Raw genomic sequence first — 22237 nt, 5'->3', positions numbered from 1 at the left:
CGCCGCTGGCGTACATCTTTCTTAAGTTATGGATTTCAGGAGTCATGATGTTTGGCTATCGTTCTGCTGGCCCACGCGTGCGCCTCACTACCGATCGCTTAGTGGTGCGTTTAGTACACGAACGCGATGCCTGGCGATTAGCGGATTATTACGCTGAAAATCGTGCGTTTCTTAAGCCGTGGGAACCGGTGCGCGACGAGAGCCACTGTTATCCTTCCGGTTGGCAAGCACGCCTCGGACTGATCGCTGACATGCATAAACAGGGCTCAGCCTACTATTTTGTGCTGATGGACCCGGAAGAGACCGAAGTGCGTGGTGTAGCCAACTACAGCAACGTGCTGCGCGGATCGTTTCACGCCTGCTATCTCGGCTATTCGCTAGGCGAGAAGTGGCAAGGTCAGGGATTGATGTTTGAAGCGCTCACGACCACCCTTCGCTATATGCAACGTCAGCAGCGCATTCACCGCATCATGGCAAACTACATGCCGCACAATCAGCGCAGTGGCGATCTACTGGCGCGCCTCGGATTTGAAAAAGAGGGCTACGCCAAAGATTACTTATTGATTGATGGGCGCTGGCAGGATCATGTCCTGACTGCGCTGACCTACCGGGAGTGGACCCCGGATCGCCGTGGACAATAAAAAAGGATTACCCCAATGAAAATGGCCTTATCCGCGCAGGCGCTGCGCGTAATTGGATGCCTGCTGGAGAAGCAGGTCACCACGCCGGATCAATATCCGCTCTCCCTTAATGGCGTTGTCACCGCCTGTAATCAGAAATCCAACCGCGAACCGGTGTTGAATCTTAGCGAGATGGAGGTGCAAACGCAGCTCGATGAGCTGGTGAAAAAGCATCTGGTGACCTCCAATAATGGCTTCGGCCAGCGCGTTAGCAAATATGAACAGCGTTTCTGTAATTCCGCGTTCGGCAACTTGCAACTGAGCAGCGCTGAAGTTGCGGTGCTGACACTGTTGTTCCTGCGCGGCGCTCAGACGCCGGGCGAACTGCGCACCCGCAGCGGCCGTCTGCACGAATTCACCGATATGAATGAAGTCGAGCAGACGCTTAACGGTTTGACCACGCGCGATGATGGTCCAATGGTGGTGCGCCTGGCGCGCGAACCGGGCAAACGTGAAAGCCGCTATATGCATCTGTTTGGCGGCGAAGTGGTGGAAGACGCGGCCAGCGCAGAAACCGCCAGCGACAATGACGATTTAACCGCGCGTGTCGCGCAACTTGAAGAAACGGTTGCTCAGTTGCAGTCGCAACTGCAACAGCTGCTGCAAAAGGAGCACTGATATGACGCTGCGCATTGGCATTGTAGGTTTAGGCGGTATCGCGCAAAAAGCGTGGCTGCCGGTGTTATCGCAGGCCAGCGGCTGGCAATTGGCTGGCGCGTTTTCGCCGAATCAGGCCAAGGCACAACCGATTTGCGATAGCTATCGCATACCCTATTTTGGTCAACTGGATGCGCTGGCCGCAGCCAGCGATGCGGTATTTGTTCATAGCAGCACCGCCAGTCATTACGAAGTGGTCAAAGCACTGTTGCTGGCGGGCAAAGATGTGTGCGTCGATAAACCGCTCGCCGAAACGCTGCAACAGGCCGAAGCGCTGGTTGCGCTGGCGGACAAGCATAAGCGCAAGCTGATGGTGGCATTTAACCGCCGTTTTGCGCCGCGTTACCAGCAGCTAAAGAATGACATGCCACGTGCGGCCTCGCTGCGTATTGAGAAGCATCGCGCGGATAGCGTTGGCCCGCACGATCTGCGGTTTACCCTGCTGGATGATTATCTGCACGTAGTGGATACCGCGCTGTGGCTGGCGGGCGGCAGCCTGACGCGCGAGCTGGGACATATCGAGACCAATGACGATGGCGCGATGTTGTACGCCGAACACCATTTCACCGCCGGTTCGCTGCAAATCACCACCAGCATGCATCGTCGCGCCGGGACGCAACGCGAAGTGGTCAGCGCCATCTGCGACGGTGATTACATCGAAATTAACGAGATGCGCGACTGGCAGCAGGAAAACCGCAGCGGCATCGTGCGTGATGTGCCGCCCGCATGGCAAAGCCATCTTACCCAGCGCGGTTTTAGCGGCGCAGCGCACCATTTCATTCAATGTGTTGAAAATCAGACGATGCCTGAAACCAGTGGCGAACAGGCGCTGGCGGCGCAGCGTCTGGTGGAAAAGTTGTGGCGCGATGCCGAACGTGAATAATCCCTTGTAACACTCAATGCTGGTCATTTCCCGCCGTGTCAGTAGACTATCGCCGGACATCACGGGATGTCCGCGCTAAGTCGCTCATTTCTCCGACACTTTTCAGGATGCGCCACTCAATATGAATTTGTTGAAATCGCTGGCTGCGGTCAGTTCGATGACCTTGTTTTCCCGCGTACTGGGCTTTGCCCGCGATGCCATTGTGGCGCGCGTTTTCGGTGCGGGGATGGCAACCGATGCCTTCTTTGTTGCCTTCAAACTGCCTAACCTGCTGCGCCGCATTTTTGCTGAAGGCGCGTTTTCTCAGGCGTTCGTACCGATTCTGGCGGAATATAAAAGCAAGCAGGGCGAAGATGCTACGCGCGTGTTTGTCGCCTACGTTTCCGGTTTATTGACGCTGGTGCTGGCGGTTGTGACCGTGTTGGGGATGATCGCTGCGCCCTGGGTGATTGTGGTGACGGCGCCAGGCTTTGCCGATACCGCTGATAAATTCGCTTTAACCAGCGCGCTGTTGCGCGTCACCTTTCCTTATATTCTGCTGATCTCGCTGGCCTCGCTGGCGGGCGCCATCCTCAATACCTGGAACCGTTTTTCCGTGCCGGCGTTTGCGCCGACGCTGCTCAACATCAGCATGATTGGTTTTGCCGTCTTCGCTGCGCCGCATTTTAATCCTCCGGTGATGGCGCTGGCGTGGGCCGTGGTGGTGGGCGGCGTGTTGCAGCTGTTTTATCAACTGCCGCACCTGAAGAAAATTGGCATGCTGGTTCTGCCACGCCTGAATCTGCGCGATGCGGGCGTGTGGCGCGTAATGCGTCAAATGGGACCGGCGATTCTTGGCGTGTCGGTCAGTCAAATTTCACTGATCATCAACACCATCTTCGCCTCCTTTTTGGTTTCCGGTTCGGTTTCGTGGATGTACTACGCCGATCGTCTGATGGAGTTTCCTTCCGGCGTGCTGGGCGTGGCGCTGGGCACCATTTTGCTGCCCTCGCTGGCAAAGAGTTTTGCCAGTGGCAATCAGGAAGAGTATTCACGGTTGATGGATTGGGGTCTGCGCCTCTGCTTCCTGCTGGCGTTGCCGAGCGCGGTAGCGCTGGGGATTTTGTCCGGGCCGCTGACGGTCGCGCTGTTCCAGTACGGGAAATTCACCGCCTTTGATGCCTTGATGACGCAGCGCGCGCTGATTGCCTATTCAGTGGGTTTGATGGGGCTGATTGTGGTGAAAGTGCTGGCACCCGGCTTCTATTCTCGTCAGGACATCAAAACGCCGGTGAAAATTGCCATCGTGACGCTAATTGTGACGCAATTGATGAACCTGGCGTTTATTGGCCCGCTCAAACACGCCGGTTTGTCGCTGTCGATCGGTTTGGCCGCCTGCCTGAATGCCGCGCTGTTGTACTGGCAACTGCGTAAGCAGGATATCTTCCAGCCGCAGCCTGGCTGGTTCAGTTTCCTGACTCGTTTGCTGATTGCGGTATGTGTGATGGCCGCAGCGCTGCTGGGCATTCTGCAGGTCATGCCAGCATGGGAAGAAGGGCAGATGTGGTGGCGCCTGATTCGCCTGGCGGCGGTCTGCGCCATCGGCGGTGGCTCATACTTTGTGATGCTTGGCTTGCTCGGCTTCCGCCCGCGCGACTTCGCGCGCCGCACTATGGCGTAAAAACCAGCTCCCACGCAGACGGAAGTTTGTTTTGGTCCGGCGGTCCTCGCGCCGCTTCGCGGTTCCTTCACTTCGTACGTCAGCCTGACGGACCGGCTCAGACGGGACTTCCTTGTCCCGGCTGAGCCTTTCGCCCGCGTCCTGCGGGCAAATCCTGGCTTCCTTTCTCCGTTCAGCGATGCGGATGCCTGCCCAAAACAAGCTCCCGCCTGCTGTTTATCTCTTGTGCGCTGTGCTTAAAACCAAAACAAAAAGGCCGCCATCCCAAAAGATAGCAGCCTGTTCAAACCCACTTTTTTACCCTTTACGACTCAGCGTCGCCTGACCTTTACCCAAACCATCCGGCCCGTAAAATGCCTGCGTTTGATGCGGTCGCAATACCGCCAATGCTTCATTAGTGAAGCCAATCTGATGCTGCAACAAAATCCCGTTATGCGTATTGGCATCGCGCAAGCGGCGCGTATGCTGTTGAATACGCATCCAACGGTTTTCGCGATCGCTGTGATCACCATAGGGCGCCTGCGTACCGAGGGATTTCTCGGTGGTGCGGCGCATTTCGTCCAGATAATTCAACGTAGTCAGCAGCGCGCTTTTATCTTCAGAAATACGCTGCAGCATGTTGCCATTAACCTGGCCGGCAGAAAGTTGCTGTTGTTCTTCATCCATTACCACCGCAAGGGATGTCAGCACGTCCTGCATTTTGTCTAAGGTGATCAGCAGATTGTCCATTGGGATTAGTTACCCTCTAAATACGCCTTGGTATCGGCGATCAGCGCGTCGGCGATCTTACCGGTATCCATTTTCAATTCGCCATTACGAATGGCCGTCTTCAGCTGCTCAACGCGCGCTGTATTAATGTCTTTGCTGCCAGGCTGCATCAGTTGCGCCTGCGCGGTACTCAACTTCACTTCCGCACCACTTTCACTGGTGGTGCTGGTTGCTGGTGTTGCGCTCTGACGCACTTTGCTGCTGTTATCGTTGGTATCACGTGTTTGAACAGTGCTAACCGGATTCGTAGGCTGCGTTCTGTCGATGCTCATGGTAAGGCTCCTGTAAGGTCAGTTGGGGGTCAGCCAACTGAGTCAGCATAGGGTAATGTCTTTGTTGATATCTCTATCGGCAGAACAACAGGGTTCTTTAACGCTTTATAGCGATATCAGAATATTCCCATCCGCGTCGACGCGACCACTGACAACCTGACCATTTCCCATCCTCACGCGCACCATTTGTGCCGCACTGGCGTTGTTCAGCGCACGTCCTTCGCTGCTGGCATTAAACCCGTTTCCACTGGCGACTACCATCACATTTTGACCGGCTTTCACGCGCCACGGTTGGCGCACCATGCTGGCAGTCACCGGCTGTCCTGGCGGGATATCGCGCAGCGCGACCGCATCAATGACGCCACTGCTATCCATCAAGGCGCGCGCCGGCAGTTCATCCAGCCGCCCGGTTTCCAGACGCACATCAGACTGGCTGAGATTGCTGCCGCGCGCCACCTGACGGCTCGCCACCAGATATTGTCCGGTGACCTGCACCTGCACCTGCAGGAAACGACGATTTTGATCGCAGTTAGCGGCGATGCTGATGTTGCCCCACTGACGGCTATTACCCGGCAGTTGCAGCTCAGGGGTTTCGCAGTTTGGCCACTGCGCCTGCGGCGTACGTACCACCACCGTCATGCCGGCGGCATGTTGTGGGTCGCGCGCCTTAAAAAATTGGGTTAACTGCGCGGTAAGGTCCGCGGCAGAACTGGGTAGCGCCAGTGCCAGCAAAAGTGTGGCTAGCAAAGTGGAATATCTGCGCATAACGCCTCCTGACGAGAAGATGGCACCGAGTCTACGCCTCGCGCAAAAAAATCAATGTCAAAAATAGCCGTCATTTTTGCTGCTATTCAGACGATCGCCCTTGCATTTGTCCACTTAAGCTGTCAGCTCGAAATTCTCATTCGCGGAGGAAGCATGCTCGACAAACTCGATGCCGCGCTGCGATTTGGTACTGAAGCGTTAAACCTACGTGCTCAGCGTCAGGAAATCCTGGCGTCAAACATTGCCAACGCCGATACCCCGGGCTACCAGGCGCGGGATATCGACTTTGCCAGCCAACTGAGCAAGGTGATGCAAAACGGTCGCGCCGAAGGCAGCAGTCTGGCGCTGAATGTGACGTCCTCACGCCACATTGAAGCGCAAACCAACTCTCAGCCGTCACTGGATCTGCTGTACCGCATTCCCGATCAACCCGCCGCGGATGGCAACACCGTGGATATGGATCGCGAACGTACGCAGTTTGCTGATAACAGCCTGAAATACCAAACCGATCTCACCCTCATCAGTAGCCAGATCAAAGGCATGATGAGCGTTCTGCAGGGGCAATAAGCATGGCATTGCTGAATATCTTTGATATCGCCGGTTCTGCGATGACAGCGCAATCACAGCGCCTCAACGTCAGCGCCAGTAACCTGGCCAACGCCGACAGCGTAACCGGCCCTGATGGCCAGCCTTACGTGGCAAAGCAGGTGATTTTCCAGACCGACGCCGCACAAGGTGCAGCGACCGGCGGCGTTAAGGTCGCAGGCGTGGTTAACGATCCTACTCCGGCAAAACTGGTGTATGACCCAGGCAATCCGCTGGCGGATCAGAAGGGCTACGTCAAGATGCCAAACGTTGATGTTGTGTCCGAAACCGTTAACACCATGTCCGCGTCGCGCAGCTACCAGGCCAACGTTGAAGTGCTGAACACGGTGAAGTCAATGATGATGAAAACCCTCACCATGGGTCAGTAACGGAGAACGACGATGAGCGTAGCAGTAGGAATTAAAGACAGTCTGGACCCAACGGTACTGACCTCCAGCAGTGCTTCGAGCGGCAATACCTCCGCCGACCTGCAGAATCAGTTTCTGAATATGTTGGTGGCGCAGCTGAAAAACCAGGATCCCACCAATCCAATGGATAACAGCCAGCTCACCACCCAGTTGGCTCAAATCAACACCCTGAGCGGTATTGAAAAGCTGAATACCACGCTGGGATCCATCTCTGGTCAGATTAGCTCTAGCCAGTCGTTGCAGAGCGCAACCTTAATTGGTCACGGCGTGATGGTTAACGGCAGCCAGGTCCTGGTGGGCAGCGGCACGACCACGCCTTTCGGTGTGGAACTGAGCACCGCGTCAACCGCGACCACCGCCACCATCAAAGATGCCAGTGGCGCGACTGTTCGCACCATCGATTTGGGTGCACTGACTGCAGGCGTCCATACCTTCTCATGGGATGGCACCCTGACCGATGGCAGCACTGCACCGGATGGAAAATATACCGTTTCACTGGCCGCCAGCAGTGGCAGCACCCAATTGGTGGCTCAACCGCTCAACTATGCCTACGTCAATGGCGTCAGCACAGTGGGTGACACCGCAAAACTGGATCTCGGCACCATGGGCTCCGCAACCCTCGATGAAATTCGTCAGATTCTCTGATTAACCTTTAGCAGGAGAAATACTATGTCTTTTTCACAAGCGGTGAGCGGCCTGAATGCTGCCTCCAGCAATCTGGATGTAATTGGTAACAACATCGCCAACTCCGCCACAGCCGGTTTTAAATCCAGCACCATTGCCTTTGCCGATATGTTTGCCGGTTCTAATGTCGGTCTGGGGACTAAAGTTGCCGCCGTCATCCAGGACTTTGGTGATGGTAGTACCACGTCAACCAGTCGTGGACTGGACGTAGCGCTGAGCGGCAACGGCTTCTTCCGTATGACCGACGCCAGCGGCGGCGTGTTCTATTCCCGTAACGGCCAATTCACACTGGATGCCAACCGTAACCTGGTGAACACCCAAGGTCTGAACGTCTCTGGCTACCCGGCCAGCGGTACACCACCCACCATTCAGACCGGTGCGAACCCGGTGGCGCTGAGTATTCCGACCACGCAGATGGGCGCTCGCGCTACGACTACCGCGACTCAGGTTGCGAACCTGAACTCAACCAGCACCACACCAACGGTGACAACGTTTGATAAATCCAACGTTGATAGCTACAACGCAAAAACCACCATGACGGTGTATGACACCCAGGGTAACGATCATCAGTTAGATATGTACTACATCAAAACTGCGGATAACACCTGGACCGTGCATATGGTTGACTCCACCACGGGTAATGAAGTCGGTAACACCGCAGCAGGCGACAACCTGGGCTACCAGATGAAGTTTGATGCCAACGGTAAGCTGACCGGCGTATCAAAAATGATTGACGATCCGGCCAACCCGGGCACTGCAATTCCGGATACTACGACCACCAGCGCCTCACTGGCAAACCTGGTTGTGAGCGGCACCAACGGTGCGGATGGCATGAACATCAGCATGAGCATGTTGGGCAGCCTACAGCAAAACACCGGTGCGACCACCTTTGGTAACCCAACACAGGACGGTTATCAGCCTGGCGATTTGACCAGCTACACCATCAATGATGACGGCACCATTACCGGTACTTACTCCAACCAGAAAACCCAGTTGTTGGGTCAGATCGTGTTGGCGAGCTTCTCTAACCCGGAAGGTCTGAAGTCTGAAGGCGATAACGTCTGGTCAGCTACCAGCTCATCAGGCCAGGCTGCGGTTGGTCTGGCAGGCACTGGTACTTACGGCAACCTGACTTCAGGTGCGCTGGAAGCATCCAACGTCGATATGAGTAAAGAGCTGGTGAACATGATCGTTGCGCAACGTAACTATCAGGCTAACAGCCAGACCATCAAAACTCAGGACCAGATTCTTAACACCCTGGTTAACTTACGTTAATTCGCTAACGGGATTGCTTTATGGATCACGCAATATATACCGCTATGGGCGCGGCCAGTCAGACGTTGGAGCAGCAGTCGGTAACGGCCAGCAACCTCGCCAACGCCTCAACGCCGGGCTTTCGTGCTCAGCTCAACGCGTTGCGCGCGGTGCCGGTCAGCGGCTGGTCACTGCCAACGCGTACGCTGGTTGCCGCTTCCACGCCGGGCGCCGATATGTCACCGGGCTCGATGGATAACACCGGCCGCACGCTGGATGTGGGTGTCGCGCAGGACGGCTGGTTGGCAGTGCGTGCCGCTGACGGTACCGAAGCTTATACCCGCAACGGCAACATGCAGATCAGCTCAACCGGTATTTTGACCATTCAGGGCAATCCCGTGATGGGCGATGGCGGTCCGATCGCCATCCCGCAAGGCGCTGAATTGACCATCGCGGCAGACGGTACCATCACCTCGCGTAACGCCGGTGATGCACCCAATGCCACGGTGCAGATTGGTCGCCTGAAGCTGGTGCGCGCCACCGGTAAAGAGATGCAACGCGGTGATGACGGCATGTTCCGTCCTAACCAGCAAACCCAGGCGACGCGCGGCGCTGCGCTGGCGAACGATGCCACCATGACGGTGATGCCTGGCGTGCTGGAGGGCAGTAACGTGAAGCCGGTGGAAACCATGGTCGATATGATCGCCAACGCCCGACGTTTTGAGATGCAGATGAAAGTGATCTCCAACGTCGATGAAAACGAACAAAAAGCTAACAGCTTGCTCAACATGAGCAGCTAAGGCGTAAGGAAAACACCATGATTCGTTCTTTATGGATCGCCAAAACCGGTCTTGACGCTCAGCAAACCAACATGGACGTCATCTCCAACAACCTCGCGAACGTAAGCACCAACGGCTTTAAACGTTCGCGCGCGGTATTTGAAGATTTGATGTACCAAACCCTGCGTCAGCCGGGCACCCAGTCGTCGGAGCAAACTACGCTGCCGTCAGGTCTGCAGATCGGTACCGGTGTGCGTCCCGTTACGACAGAGCGTCTGCATCAGCAGGGTAACCTGTCGCAGACCAGCAACTCGAAAGACGTGGCAATCAACGGCCAGGGTTATTTCGAAGTGCAGATGCCAGACGGCACCTCGGCGTATACCCGTGATGGTTCATTCCAGGTTGACCAGAACGGTCAGCTGGTAACCAACGCCGGTTATCCGGTTCAGCCAGGCATCACCATTCCGGCCAACGCCACCAGCATCACTATCTCGCGCGATGGCGTGGTGAGCGTGACGCAGCAGGGCCAGACCAACCCGGCGCAGGTCGGTCAGCTGACGCTCAGCACCTTCATGAACGATGCGGGCCTGAATAGCCAGGGTGAAAACCTCTATCAGGAGACGCAGGCATCCGGTGCGGCAACGCAGAGCACGCCAGGCCAGAACGGCGCGGGTCTGCTGTATCAGGGTTATGTCGAAACCTCGAACGTCAACGTGGCGGAAGAGCTGGTCACCATGATTCAGACGCAGCGCGCCTACGAGATCAACAGTAAAGCGATCAGCACCTCCGATCAGATGCTGGCGAAGTTAACCCAGCTGTAATGCTGGTGTCGTTGGGCCAGCCTGGCTGGCCTGATTAAGCAACATGAATAAGGTTAGAACTCCGTGGCGAAGCAAGTGATTCTCAAGCCTGGTCATTGGTTGGTAGCCACGCTGCTACTCACTCTTAACGGTTGTGCGCTGGTTCCGCGCACGCCACTGGTGCAAGGGGCGACAACGGCAGAGCCGACGCCATCCGCACCGCCAGTGGTGAACGGTTCCATTTTTCAGGGCGTCGCACCGCTGAACTACGGCTATCAGCCGCTGTTTGAGGATCGCCGTCCACGCAACATTGGCGACACATTGACGATCACCTTGCAGGAAAACGTCAGCGCCAGCAAAAGTTCTTCCGCCAACGCCAGCCGCGATGGCAGCAACAGTTTTGGTGTGACAGGTGTACCAACCGGCCTCAGTGGTCTGGTGGGTGCCGGTGGCGAAAAAGCCACGCTGGATGCCAATGGCAAAAATGATTTCGCCGGCAAAGGTGGCGCCACGGCGAATAACACCTTTACGGGCACCATCACCGTCACCGTCAATCAGGTGTTGTCGAACGGCAACCTGCGCGTGGTGGGTGAGAAACAGATCGAAATTAACCAGGGCACCGAATTCATCCGCTTCTCGGGCGTGGTTAACCCACGCACCATCAGCGCCAGCAATGCGGTGCTCTCCACCGCGGTGGCCGATGCACGTATTGAGTACGTCGGAAATGGTTATATCAATGAAGCGCAGACGATGGGCTGGTTCCAGCGTTTCTTCCTGAACGTCTCGCCGATGTAAGAGGTATTAAGAATGAATATGACGACTCTGCTTCGCCTGAGCCTCTGCTTGCTGCTCGGTTTCAGCGTTCTGGCGCATGCTGATCGCATCCGCGATCTGACCTCCGTACAAGGTGTGCGCGATAACCAGCTGATCGGTTACGGCTTGGTGGTGGGCCTTGATGGTACCGGTGACCAGACCACGCAAACCCCGTTTACCACGCAAACCGTGAGTAACATGCTCTCCCAGCTCGGCATTACTTTGCCAACTGGTACCAACATGCAGCTGAAAAACGTGGCGGCCGTTATGGTCACCGCCAAGCTGCCGACCTTTGCGCGTCAGGGACAAACCGTTGATGTGGTGGTCTCCTCGCTGGGTAACGCCAAAAGTTTGCGCGGCGGTACGCTGCTGATGACGCCGATGAAAGGCGTCGATAACCAGGTTTATGCGCTGGCGCAGGGTAACATTCTGGTTGGCGGTGCCGGCGCTTCAGCCGGTGGCAGCAGCGTGCAGGTTAACCAGCTGAACGGTGGCCGTATTACCGGCGGCGCAACGGTAGAGCGTGAACTGCAGAGCAACTTTGGTAGCCAGAACACTATCAACCTGCAGTTAAATAATGAAGACTTCAGCATGGCGCAGCGCATCGCCGACGCCATTAACAGCCGTGGCATTGGTTCCGCGCAGCCGCTGGATGCGCGTACCGTGCAGATCCGCGTGTCGCCGAATAACAGTTCTCAGGTGCGTCTGCTGGCTGAAATTCAAAACCTCGACGTTTCGGTGCCGCTGGAAGATGCCAAGGTGATTATCAACTCACGTACCGGTTCGGTAGTGATGAACCGCGAAGTGACGCTGAATACTTGTGCGGTGGCGCAGGGCAACCTGTCGGTTACCGTCAATCAGCAGCAGAACGTCAGTCAGCCTGATACGCCGTTGGCGGGTGGTCAGACGGTGACCACTAACAATACCCAGATCGATCTGCGTCAGAGTGGCGGCGCGCTGCAACGTGTTAACTCCAGCGCTAACCTCAACAACGTGGTGCGTGCGCTGAATGCGCTGGGTGCGTCACCGATTGAGCTGATGTCGATTTTGCAATCGATGGAAAGCGCAGGCTGCTTGCGCGCCAAACTGGAAATTATCTGATGAACGATACGCAATCGCTGGTGAATGCGGCTTACGACAGCCGCTCGCTGAACGACCTGAAACGCGAAGCCGCCGCCGACCCGAAAGGGAAGGCGATGCAGGTGGCCAAGCAGGTGGAAGGGATGTTCGTGCAGATGATGATGAAAAGCATGCGCGCTGCGCTGCCGCAGGATGGCCTGCTGAGCAACGATCAGACGCGGCTTTTCACCTCGATGTACGATCAGCAGATTGCGCAGGACATCGGTAAACGTGGTCTCGGCATGGCCGATATCATCGTTAAGCAGATGCAGCCCGCTCAGGAGCCGGACGAAACCGCCGGTACGGTGCCGATGAAGCTGGATAACAGCTTCATCTATAGCAACCTGCCGTCGAATCAGCTGGAGCAGATGGTGCGTAAAGCGGTGCCGCGTTTGCCTGTCTCGCCGAGCAGTTTGCCGAGCGACAGCAACGACTTTATTGCCCAGCTGGCGCAACCGGCGCAGGTCGCCAGCCAGCAGAGCGGCATTCCGCATCACCTGATTCTGGCGCAGGCCGCGCTGGAATCCGGCTGGGGCCAGCGACAGATTCTGACGCGCGACGGTAAGCCGAGTTACAACGTGTTTGGTATTAAGGCGAGCGGTGATTGGAAGGGCGCAACCACCGATATCATGACCACCGAATACGAAGGCGGCGTGGCGAAAAAAGTGCGCGCCAGTTTCCGTGTGTATGGCTCTTATATGGAAGCGCTCAGCGACTACGTCAAATTGCTGTCCAATAATCCTCGTTATGCCGCCGTTGCCAACGCACCGAGCGCGGAGCAGGGCGCGCGTGCCTTGCAGGCCGCCGGATACGCGACCGATCCAAAGTATGCGCAAAAACTGGTGGGAATGATCCAGCAATTCAAAAACATGGGCGAAAAAGTGGTGAAGGCGTACAGCAACGACATCACCGATTTGTTCTGATTTTTGCTCTCAAGTTTCACTTAAGCACGCCGATAACAATCACATGCCGCGGGCGTTCACCGCCCGCGCAATCGCACTGATGACTGCCAGCCCGGTTAACGGGAAATTAAGGAACCGAGATGTCCAGCATAATTAACTCAGCGATGAGTGGGCTGAGCGCCGCACAGGCTGCATTAAGCACCACCAGTAATAACATCAGCAATTACACGGTAGCGGGCTATTCGCGTCAGACGGCGATTCTGTCGCAGTCGAACAGCACCCTGCAGGGCAACAGCTATTACGGCAACGGTGTGACGCTCTCCGGCGTGCAGCGTGAGTATGACGAGTTCATCACCGCCCAGCTCCGTGGCTCCAGCGCCAACTACAGCGCCGTGAATACGCAGTACAACCAAATTTCTAACATTGATGATCTGCTGTCGACGTCGACCACCAGTTTGTCGACCTCAATCCAAAGCTTCTTCACTAACGTCCAGAACGTGGTGAGTAACGCCAACGATCCGTCGGCCCGTCAATCAATGCTGAGCTATGCACAAGGCCTGGTGAATCAGTTCCAGACCACCGCGCAATATCTCAATAATATGCAGAACAGCGTTAATACAGATATCGCCTCGAACGTCGACCAAATCAACACCTTCACCAGTCAGATTGCCGACCTGAACAGTCAGATCGCCAAGCTGACCACCGGTGGTGGCGCGGCGCCGAACAATTTGCTGGATCAGCGCGATCAGTTAGTGAACAGCCTGAATAATGTGGTTGGCGTTAACGTATCCCAACAGGACGGTAGCTATATCGTCTCAATGGGCAGCGTGACGTTGGTGAATGGTAAAAACTCCACCAGTTTGGTGGCGATGCCGTCCAGCAGCGATTCAACACGTACCACTGTCGGCTATGTCGATAAGCAGGCGGGTAATGTTGAGATCCCTGAGAAGACATTAACCACCGGTTCACTCGGCGGCTTGCTGGCGTTTCGTACGCAGGATTTGGATACCGCGCAGAATCAGCTCGGTCAGTTAGCTGCGGCGTTCACCACTAGCTTCAATACCGTGCACAGCGAAGGGTATGACAGCAACGGTGACCAGGGTGGCAACTTCTTTAATATCGGTTCGCCAACCGTAGTGGGTAACAGCAAAAATACCTCAGCGGCTACCGTTACGGCTGCATGGTCAGATACCAGCGCGATGAAAGCGTCTAACTACACCGTGAGTTATGACGGCAGTAATTGGTCGGTGACCCGCATGTCTGACAACGTGAAGTTTAGCGTTACGCCAGATGCGACTGACGGCACCCTCAACTTTGATGGCCTGAAACTGACGGTGAGCACCTCACCCGCGCCTAACGCTAAAGACAGTTTCCTGGTCAAACCGGTGCAAAACGTCATTGCCGGTATGTCGGTTGCGATCACCGATGAGTCGCAAATTGCTGCGGCGTCCAGCGCAACCAGCGGTGAAAGTGACAACCGTAATGCGCAGAAATTGTTAGACCTGCAGGATAGTAAGTTGGTGAATGGTAATGCGACCATCGCTCAGGCTTACGCCAGTATTGTCAGCAGCGTCGGTAACAAAACCAGCACGCTGGAAACGGCCAGCACCACACAAGAAAACGTGGTGACACAGCTAAGCGATCGCCAGCAGTCAGTTTCAGGGGTCAACCTTGATGAAGAGTACTCTAACCTGACGAAGTATCAGCAGTTCTATATGGCGAACGCGCAAGTGCTGCAAACGGCGAGTACCATTTTTAATGCGCTGATGGGCATCCGCGGCTAAGCATAGAGGATAAAAACCATGCGTCTTAGTACTAATATGATTTTCAACCAGCAGGTGCGCGGGATTACTGATTCGCAAGCTTCCTGGTTAAAAGTAGGTGAGCAGCTCTCTACCGGACTGCGCGTCAGCAATCCTTCAGATGATCCGATTGCCGCCTCACGCGCTGTGGTGCTTTCGCAATCGCAGGCGAAAAGTAGCCAATATGCCACGGCACGCAGCTTTGCCGATCAAAGCTTGTCGATGGAAGAGAACTCACTCTCCAGCGTGACCAGCAGTATTCAGGATGCGCAGACCATGATTGTGTATGGTTCAACCGGTACGCTGAGTGACGATGACCGCGCATCGATTGCCACCAAATTACAAGGTATTCGTGACCAACTGCTGAACCAGGCTAACAGCCGTGACGGCAATGGTCGCTATATTTTTGCGGGCTATCAAACCGATGTCGCGCCGTTCAGTGACGCAGGAGCCCCAACGGGCGTCACGTATGTTGGCGGGACCGATGCCATCACGCAGAAGGTCGATGATGGCCGCACCATGGACGTCAGCAGCACCGGTTCGTCTGTATTTATGTCACTCACCAGCAACGCGAAAGCAGAGCCGGATGGCAGCCCGAGTGAAACCAATCTGTTTAATATGCTGGATAGCGCCATTGCTGCATTAAAAACGCCGCAGGATGATGCTGACGACGCAACCAAGCAGGTTTTCCAGGACGCAATGGATAAATCCAACCGTGGTTTGAGCAACTCATTGAACAACGTGTTGGCGGTGCGTTCAGCAGTAGGTTCACAGTTGGCTGAACTGGATACGCTGGATGCGCAGGGCGATGACCGTGACACCATTATGGCTTCACAAATGACAGATCTGGTGCAGGTTGATTATACGCAAGCCATTTCCAGCTACACCATGCAACAAACGGCTTTGCAGGCGTCGTATAAGACTTTTACCGATATGTCGAAACTCTCGCTGTTCCAGCTTAATTCGTAATTGACCTGAACTTTGAGCGTACTTTAACCGGGTGCGCTTAGTTTCTCCCACCGCCTTTCGGGGCTGTGGGATTTTTTTTGCCTGTTATTCAGGTCGCAAAAATGGCGACCGCAGGAAATAAAAAACCCCGGACTGGCCGGGGTTCGCTGTTTACTGGCGTGCTTTAGCTTACGCGCTTTCCGGACGGGTTGCCGGTGCGGTGGCCTGATGCGTCGCGCTGTGACCACCGGCAGAGCCGCGGCCCTCGAAGCCAAACGCTGGACGGACCCAGTCGCTGTTACGAACCGGTTCAGGTTCCCACGCCGGAGCCGGTGCTTTGGTCATCGGTGCGGTAGCGTGGTGCTTGAAGCGCGTCTCTACCGTGGTCACTGCGGTATCACGAGCCGCAACCGGCGCATGAGGTTCAGTGACCGGCGTGACTTCCGCTTCAGCCGCGACTGGCGCAGCCAGCACTTCTTCAACCTGAGCTTCCACTGCTGGAGAAACATCAGCTGGCGCCTGCTCTACAACCGCAGCGACTTCGCTGACTTCACCTTCAGGCTTCGCTTCTTCAACGACAACAGCAGGTTCCGCTTCAGCCGCAGTTTCCTGAGCAACTTGTTCATCAGCAGCAGAGATCACTGATGGCTCTTCGTTGACAGGCGCGGCAATCGGCGTGACGTCATCAGTGTTTACCACTGGAACATCAGTATGTGACTGTGGTTCAACCTGATGCACCGCTTCTTCAGCGGCAACTTGCTCAACGGCCGGTTCAACAGTAGCCGGTTGAGCTTCTGCATCAGCGGATTGCTGGTAGCCGTAATCCGACACTTCATGCATCGCATCTTGCGTGCTGTACTCTTCCTGCGCTTGCGCAACCGGGTAAGAGATCCACACTTTGCCTGACGCCATTTCTGGTGAGGCAGCAGCCGATTCCAGCGGCATTGCAGACTGCGTTGGGTAACGCTCGTCACGATAACGGCGACGACGCTGGCCACTCACGCGCAGGTGACGCGGTGAACGACGTGAACGGCGCGGCATATTGGCGCTATCACGGTTATCGCTATCATCTTGCTCGTCATTGCTGGCTTCAGGATGTTCGTGGTACTGAGCGCGTGGCGCAGTTTCAACGGCGGCTTCATGAACCACTGGCGCTTCGGCATCAATTTCAGTGGTATCGCCCACACGCACGCGCTGTGACAGCTGACGCTGCTTACGACGCGGCATTACCTGAACGCGTTCTTCTTCCTGCTCGACGTTTTCGTCAACAACTGGAGCCTGAACAACCGGCTCAGCGGCTTTCTGATCCTGCTGCTGAGTGCGCTTCTCTTCCTGACGACGACGCTGGCGATCAGCACGCTGTTCGCGGCGCTGTTGTTGCTGCTCATCACGTTGCTCAAGTGCTTCATCGCTCAGGACCGGACGCGCTTCACGCGGCTCATTCTGACGCTTGTTGCGACGATTGTCCTGATTGTCACGCGGTTCGCGGGCTTCACGTGGCTCACGTGCTTCACGCGGCTCGCGCGGTTCACGACCTTCGCGCACCTGACCATTCTCGCCATTACGCGGAGTACGTTCGCGACGGTTGTTGCGACGGTTGTTATTGTTGCGACGTTCGCCACGCTGCTGGGTATTTTCAGATTCAGCAGCAACAACGGCTGGGGATTCTTGTTTAGTTTCAGCAGGAGCCGCAGCTGGAGCATCACCGGCAAACAGTTTCTTCAATCCGCTCAGCAGGCGTGCCACGAAGCCGGTGTTAGTCACCGCTGGTGCTGCAACAGCAGGCTTAGTTTTCACTTCTGCTGCAGGCTGAGACTCTTTCACCACTTCAACCGGCGCAGGCGGCGCATCAGGCATCGCGAAGGCGGCCAATGCTGGCTGCTCCGGACGACGACGTTCAGCGTGCTCTTCTTCAGAAGGCAGCGCCATTTCCGCTTCGTGCAGTTTCGGTAAGTGATAGCTCAGCGTTTGCGTCTCTTCGCCGGTGCGAACACGCAGTACCGAGTAGTGTGGCGTTTCCATCTGATCGTTTGGCACGATGATGGCACGCACGCCGCCCTGGCGTTTTTCGATGGCGCTAACGGCATCACGCTTTTCGTTCAGCAGGTAAGAGGCGACCTGAACCGGAACAATGGCATGCACTTCTTTGGTGTTGTCTTTCAGCGCTTCTTCTTCAATCAGACGCAGAATAGACAGCGACAGCGATTCGTTATCTCGGATGGTGCCGGTACCGCTGCAGCGAGGGCATACGTGATGGCTGGATTCACCCAGTGACGGGCTCAAACGCTGACGCGACATCTCCAGCAAACCGAAGCGTGAAATGTGGCTGATCTGAATACGCGCACGATCCTGACGCACCGCTTCACGCAGACGGTTTTCCACCGCGCGCTGGTGGCGCACTGGCGTCATGTCGATGAAGTCAATAACAATCAGGCCGCCGAGATCGCGCAGACGCAGCTGACGAGCGATCTCATCGGCCGCTTCCAGGTTGGTGTTATAGGCGGTTTCTTCGATATCACCGCCGCGAGTTGCACGTGCGGAGTTGATATCAATCGCCGTCAGGGCTTCGGTACTATCGATAACAATCGAGCCGCCTGATGGCAGACGCACTTCACGTTGGAAGGCTGATTCAATCTGCGATTCGATTTGGTAGTGGCTGAACAGCGGGATTTCACCGGTGTACAGTTTGATTTTGCTGCTGAAGTCTGGACGACCCAGTGCAGCAATGTGCTGACGAGCCAGTTCCAGGACTTTTGGATTATCGATAAGGATTTCACCGATATCCTGACGCAGATAGTCGCGGAAGGCGCGCACGATAACGTTGCTTTCCTGATGGATCAGGAAAGGCGCCGGGCGGCTGTCTGCGGCTTTCTTAATGGCTTCCCAGTGCTTCATACGGAAGCTGAGATCCCACTGCAGTGATTCGGCTGATTTGCCTACGCCCGCAGTGCGAACGATTAATCCCATGCCGTCTGGAAGTTCCAGTGCGGAAAGTGCTTCTTTTAATTCGGTACGATCGTCGCCCTCAATGCGGCGTGAAATACCACCGGCACGTGGGTTGTTCGGCATCAATACCAGATAGCTACCGGCCAGAGAAATAAAGGTGGTGAGTGCTGCACCTTTATTACCGCGTTCCTCTTTATCAATTTGAACGATAACTTCCTGACCTTCACGCAGCACATCTTTGATATTCGGACGACCATGTGCGTTGTAATTGGCGGGGAAATATTCGCGGGAAATTTCTTTCAGAGGGAGGAAACCGTGACGTTCTGCACCGTAATCGACAAATGCAGCTTCAAGGCTAGGTTCAACGCGGGTGATTTTACCTTTGTATATGTTGGCTTTTTTCTGTTCGTGTCCAGGACTTTCAATATCCAGATCGTACAGACGTTGTCCATCAACCAGGGCAACGCGCAACTCCTCCTGCTGAGTTGCGTTAATTAACATTCTTTTCATCGTGACTTACTCGTTATTCTCACATGAGTGATCTAGCTGCGGGCATCGTTACCCTGGACGAGAATCAACCGATGGCCCCGTGTCTTAATGCACTGACGTCAACCTCACGGTTGTCGGCGGCTAAAGGGGCGCAAATCTTGTCGGTGGCCTGTTTTTCATAAGGAAATCCAGCGCCTGAAGGTGGAAATGTTACAGAGTATTCAAAAATCCACACATCCTAGTCTGTCGTCCAGGCCGCAACCCGCAGCCCGCTAAGTGCCTGATTTAACATTACGTCTTACGCCATTGCTGCGTGTCCGTTCAATCCGGCAAAATGACTTATTTCGCTCTTTTTTCCTGCCTGAATCTTTCCAGGGCAGAAACCCCTGCATTATTCCATTGCTAACCAACATTAAGCAAGGCGACTTTTGCCAAGCTGAGAAGTTTATTCGTCCATAACCTGTTCATTTGCAGGGCTAATCATCGCATCGCTGAAAATGTCGCCATTTTCACCGTTTCATCACGCGACAAAGAGAGAGTTAAGCACAGAAAAAGGGGTGGCGCTATCCAGGGACACTAATTAGAATCGCCGCCATGAAAACAGAGAATCCCGGCGTACAGTATGTCGCCATCACGGCTGAAAATGCCGGACAACGAATTGATAACTTTTTGCGCACCCAGCTTAAGGGCGTGCCGAAAAGCATGATTTATCGCATTTTGCGTAAAGGCGAAGTGCGGGTGAATAAAAAGCGCGTCAAACCGGAATATAAGCTGGAGGATGGCGACGAGCTGCGTATCCCTCCGGTACGGGTTGCCGAGCGCGAAGAGAATACGGTTTCACCGAAGCTGGATAAAGTCGCGGCGCTCACCAATGCCATTCTCTATGAAGATGATTATCTGATGGTGCTTAATAAGCCGTCGGGCACCGCAGTACACGGTGGCAGCGGATTAAGTTTTGGTGTGATTGAAGGGCTGCGTGCGTTGCGTCCGGAAGCGCGTTTCCTTGAGTTAGTCCATCGCCTCGATCGTGATACCTCTGGCATCCTGCTGGTGGCGAAGAAGCGTTCTGCGTTGCGCTCTCTGCATGAGCAGCTGCGCGAGAAGGGCATGCAGAAGGATTACCTTGCTCTGGTGCGCGGTGACTGGCCATCGCATCTGAAAGTGGTGCAGGCTCCGCTGCTGAAGAACATTTTGCAGAGCGGTGAACGTGTGGTTCGCGTGAGTGCGGAAGGCAAGCCTTCTGAGACGCGTTTTAAAGTCGAAGAGCGGTTTGGTTTCGCGACTTTAGTGAAAGCCAGCCCGGTGACCGGTCGTACCCATCAGATTCGTGTGCATACGCTTCATGGCGGCCACCCGATCGCCTTCGACGATCGTTACGGCGACCGCGAATTTGATGCGCAATTAGGTTCGACGGGCTTATCGCGTCTGTTCCTGCATGCAGCGGCGTTAACCTTCACCCATCCCAACACCGGAGAAGTGTTACGGATGGAAGCGCCACTGGATGGCGCGCTTAAGAATTGCCTCGCCAAACTGCGTCAGAAAAAAGCCTGATTATCCGGGCATCAACATAAAGCGTTGATGCCCACCTCTCTTAGCATTTCATTCAAGGCAATCAGCGGTAAGCCAATCAAAGTATTGGGATCGCGACCTTCCAGCCTGTCAAATAAACAAATCCCTAATCCTTCGCTTTTGAAACTGCCAGCGCACTGCAGCGGCTTTTCTTTTTCAACGTAGCCACGAATCTCTTCAGCACTCAACTCGCGGAAATGCACGGTAAAGGGTTCGCAAATGACCGATTGTTTGCCGCTCTGCGGTTGCAGTAGCGCCAGACCGGTATAAAAGGTGATGGCGTTGCCACTGGCCGCCGCAAGTTGCTGGCAGGCTTTCTCCACAGTGTGCGGTTTGCCGGTTATCTCGCCATTCAGCACACAAACCTGATCGGACCCGATTATCCAGCTGTCCGGGTAACATGCGGCCAGCGCCTGCGCTTTGGCAAATGCCAGACGCTGCACCAGCTCGGGGGCCGATTCATGCGGTAGCGGTGATTCGTCGCAATCTGGGGCGGCGGTAATAAAAGGCAGGCCCAGTTTGCTCAGCAGCGCCTGACGAAAAGGGGAAGTAGAAGCTAAAACCAAAGGTGTCGTCATTTTTTTTCAGAATAGATAGCGTAAAGATGACAGTCATTTTAAACTATGCGCCGCACTGGATGCGACTAACGGGTGAAAGATGCCGTAAACCGGCCTTTTTCTTTGACTCTATGACGTTACAAAGTTAATATGCGCGCCCTATGCAAAAGGTAAAATTACCCCTGACGCTCGATCCGGTCCGCGCCGCGCAAAAACGCCTTGATTATCATGGTGTTTATGCACCTGAATTGGTGGCGCGCTTGGCCGAAACGGTCGTGAGTGTGGACAGTGAAGTTGAATGCGATATGTCGTTTGCGGTTGATAACCAGCGCCTCGCCGTTCTGCAAGGAACAGCCGAAGTGCAGGTGACTCTGTCATGTCAACGCTGCAACCAGTCGTTTCCACGTCATGTTCACGTAAGCTATTGCTTCAGTCCTGTCTCTTCTGATGAGCAGGCCGAGGCACTACCGGAAGCCTACGAGCCAGTTGATGTCAATGATTTTGGTGAGATCGACTTGCTGGCAGTGATCGAAGATGAGCTCATCCTCGCGCTGCCCGTGGTTCCGGTGCATGATTCTGAACACTGTGAAGTGTCCGACGCGGACATGGTGTTTGGTCAACTGCCTCCAGAGGCAGAAAAACCAAATCCCTTTGCCGTATTAGCCAGTTTAAAGCGTAAGTAATAGGAGTAAGGTCCATGGCCGTACAACAGAATAAACCAACCCGTTCTAAGCGTGGTATGCGTCGTTCACACGATGCTCTGACCACTGCTGCTCTGTCAGTAGATAAAGTTTCTGGCGAAACTCATCTGCGTCACCATATCACTGCGGATGGTTACTACCGCGGTCGCAAGGTTATCACCAAGTAATCCTCGCGA

Annotated in this window: 23 protein-coding genes; 18 read left to right on the top strand and 5 right to left on the bottom strand. The window is 55.1% G+C overall.

The genetic code is table 11. The features are described 5' to 3' along the window. Window positions 1-47 precede the first annotated feature (47 nt). The 4 genes from rimJ to murJ all read left to right on the top strand — a co-directional run bounded on the left by rimJ (window position 48) and on the right by murJ (window position 3880). Entirely contained in the window at window positions 48-641 is a 594-nt protein-coding gene (gene rimJ, locus FHW71_RS07445) for a ribosomal protein S5-alanine N-acetyltransferase (RefSeq protein ID WP_008103106.1), read from the top strand. A gap of 15 nt (window positions 642-656) precedes the next feature. Next, window positions 657-1298, top strand: a complete 642-nt coding sequence (locus FHW71_RS07440) for a DUF480 domain-containing protein (RefSeq protein WP_179451276.1) — start codon at window positions 657-659, stop codon at window positions 1296-1298. Window position 1299: 1 nt separating this feature from the next. Continuing rightward, window positions 1300-2220, top strand: a complete 921-nt coding sequence (locus FHW71_RS07435) for a Gfo/Idh/MocA family oxidoreductase (protein WP_154152723.1) — start codon at window positions 1300-1302, stop codon at window positions 2218-2220. A 121-nt stretch (window positions 2221-2341) separates the two neighbouring features. Beyond that, window positions 2342-3880, top strand: coding sequence for a murein biosynthesis integral membrane protein MurJ (gene murJ, locus FHW71_RS07430; protein ID WP_154152720.1), 1539 nt, complete (start codon window positions 2342-2344; stop codon window positions 3878-3880). A gap of 297 nt (window positions 3881-4177) precedes the next feature. Here the strand turns inward: murJ and flgN are convergent, their stop codons facing one another. The 3 genes from flgN to flgA all read right to left on the bottom strand — a co-directional run bounded on the left by flgN (window position 4178) and on the right by flgA (window position 5685). Then, window positions 4178-4609 carry a flagellar export chaperone FlgN gene (flgN, locus tag FHW71_RS07425; protein WP_008103097.1) on the bottom strand — a complete coding sequence of 144 codons (432 nt, stop codon included), beginning with the start codon at window positions 4607-4609 and terminating at the stop codon, window positions 4178-4180. Between the two features lie 5 nt (window positions 4610-4614). Continuing rightward, on the bottom strand, window positions 4615-4920 hold the full coding sequence (gene flgM / locus FHW71_RS07420) for a flagellar biosynthesis anti-sigma factor FlgM (RefSeq protein WP_179451275.1): 306 nt from the start codon (window positions 4918-4920) through the stop codon (window positions 4615-4617). Window positions 4921-5025: 105 nt separating this feature from the next. Further along, the gene (gene flgA, locus FHW71_RS07415; protein ID WP_008103093.1) at window positions 5026-5685 is read right to left on the bottom strand and encodes a flagellar basal body P-ring formation chaperone FlgA; all 660 of its coding nucleotides are present in this window, start codon (window positions 5683-5685) and stop codon (window positions 5026-5028) included. A 153-nt stretch (window positions 5686-5838) separates the two neighbouring features. Here flgA and flgB point away from each other — a divergent pair, with 153 nt between their 5' ends. From flgB to flgL, 11 genes are all read left to right on the top strand, one after another. After that, window positions 5839-6252: a flagellar basal body rod protein FlgB gene (flgB, locus tag FHW71_RS07410; RefSeq protein WP_008103091.1), complete on the top strand. Its 414-nt coding sequence runs from the start codon at window positions 5839-5841 to the stop codon at window positions 6250-6252. Window positions 6253-6254: 2 nt separating this feature from the next. Further along, window positions 6255-6659, top strand: a complete 405-nt coding sequence (gene flgC, locus FHW71_RS07405; RefSeq protein ID WP_008103089.1) for a flagellar basal body rod protein FlgC — start codon at window positions 6255-6257, stop codon at window positions 6657-6659. Window positions 6660-6671: 12 nt separating this feature from the next. Further along, entirely contained in the window at window positions 6672-7343 is a 672-nt protein-coding gene (gene flgD, locus FHW71_RS07400) for a flagellar hook assembly protein FlgD (RefSeq protein WP_008103087.1), read from the top strand. A gap of 24 nt (window positions 7344-7367) precedes the next feature. Next, window positions 7368-8657, top strand: a complete 1290-nt coding sequence (flgE, locus tag FHW71_RS07395; RefSeq protein ID WP_008103086.1) for a flagellar hook protein FlgE — start codon at window positions 7368-7370, stop codon at window positions 8655-8657. Between the two features lie 20 nt (window positions 8658-8677). Continuing rightward, window positions 8678-9436, top strand: a complete 759-nt coding sequence (locus FHW71_RS07390) for a flagellar basal body rod protein FlgF (RefSeq protein ID WP_008103084.1) — start codon at window positions 8678-8680, stop codon at window positions 9434-9436. Window positions 9437-9453: 17 nt separating this feature from the next. Next, a complete protein-coding gene (gene flgG / locus FHW71_RS07385) occupies window positions 9454-10236 on the top strand; it encodes a flagellar basal-body rod protein FlgG (RefSeq protein ID WP_007885801.1) in 783 nt (260 codons plus the stop codon). 63 nt (window positions 10237-10299) lie between these two features. Further along, the gene (locus FHW71_RS07380; protein WP_008103082.1) at window positions 10300-11010 is read left to right on the top strand and encodes a flagellar basal body L-ring protein FlgH; all 711 of its coding nucleotides are present in this window, start codon (window positions 10300-10302) and stop codon (window positions 11008-11010) included. A gap of 12 nt (window positions 11011-11022) precedes the next feature. Further along, the gene (locus tag FHW71_RS07375) at window positions 11023-12129 is read left to right on the top strand and encodes a flagellar basal body P-ring protein FlgI (protein ID WP_286176102.1); all 1107 of its coding nucleotides are present in this window, start codon (window positions 11023-11025) and stop codon (window positions 12127-12129) included. Further along, window positions 12129-13070, top strand: coding sequence for a flagellar assembly peptidoglycan hydrolase FlgJ (gene flgJ / locus FHW71_RS07370; protein WP_154152714.1), 942 nt, complete (start codon window positions 12129-12131; stop codon window positions 13068-13070). The genes FHW71_RS07375 and flgJ overlap by 1 nt, the downstream gene beginning before the upstream one ends. Before the next feature lie 119 nt (window positions 13071-13189). Next, entirely contained in the window at window positions 13190-14833 is a 1644-nt protein-coding gene (gene flgK, locus FHW71_RS07365) for a flagellar hook-associated protein FlgK (RefSeq protein WP_008103077.1), read from the top strand. An 18-nt stretch (window positions 14834-14851) separates the two neighbouring features. After that, window positions 14852-15820, top strand: coding sequence for a flagellar hook-associated protein FlgL (flgL, locus tag FHW71_RS07360; RefSeq protein WP_179451272.1), 969 nt, complete (start codon window positions 14852-14854; stop codon window positions 15818-15820). Window positions 15821-15988: 168 nt separating this feature from the next. Here the strand turns inward: flgL and rne are convergent, their stop codons facing one another. Further along, window positions 15989-19255 carry a ribonuclease E gene (gene rne, locus FHW71_RS07355; RefSeq protein ID WP_179451270.1) on the bottom strand — a complete coding sequence of 1089 codons (3267 nt, stop codon included), beginning with the start codon at window positions 19253-19255 and terminating at the stop codon, window positions 15989-15991. A 573-nt stretch (window positions 19256-19828) separates the two neighbouring features. Between rne and rluC the strand changes: the two genes are divergently transcribed. Continuing rightward, window positions 19829-20785, top strand: a complete 957-nt coding sequence (gene rluC, locus FHW71_RS07350; protein ID WP_061716969.1) for a 23S rRNA pseudouridine(955/2504/2580) synthase RluC — start codon at window positions 19829-19831, stop codon at window positions 20783-20785. Window positions 20786-20796: 11 nt separating this feature from the next. Here rluC and FHW71_RS07345 read toward each other — a convergent pair whose 3' ends face one another. Beyond that, the gene (locus FHW71_RS07345; RefSeq protein WP_179451268.1) at window positions 20797-21381 is read right to left on the bottom strand and encodes a nucleoside triphosphate pyrophosphatase; all 585 of its coding nucleotides are present in this window, start codon (window positions 21379-21381) and stop codon (window positions 20797-20799) included. A gap of 140 nt (window positions 21382-21521) precedes the next feature. On the opposite strand from FHW71_RS07345, the gene yceD reads away from it, so the two are divergent. Then, the gene (gene yceD / locus FHW71_RS07340; RefSeq protein ID WP_007885785.1) at window positions 21522-22043 is read left to right on the top strand and encodes a 23S rRNA accumulation protein YceD; all 522 of its coding nucleotides are present in this window, start codon (window positions 21522-21524) and stop codon (window positions 22041-22043) included. 14 nt (window positions 22044-22057) lie between these two features. Continuing rightward, complete coding sequence (gene rpmF, locus FHW71_RS07335) at window positions 22058-22228, top strand: 50S ribosomal protein L32 (RefSeq protein ID WP_007885783.1); 171 nt, start codon at window positions 22058-22060, stop codon at window positions 22226-22228. The last annotated feature ends 9 nt before the right edge of the window (window positions 22229-22237 follow it).

Origin of the sequence: Enterobacter sp. Sphag1F, assembly GCF_014193275.1 — a bacterium.
GTDB classification, from domain to species: Bacteria; Pseudomonadota; Gammaproteobacteria; order Enterobacterales; family Enterobacteriaceae; genus Pantoea; species Pantoea symbiotica.
Note: the sequence above shows the minus strand (reverse complement) of the source record. Positions and strands in the feature narration are given on the sequence as shown.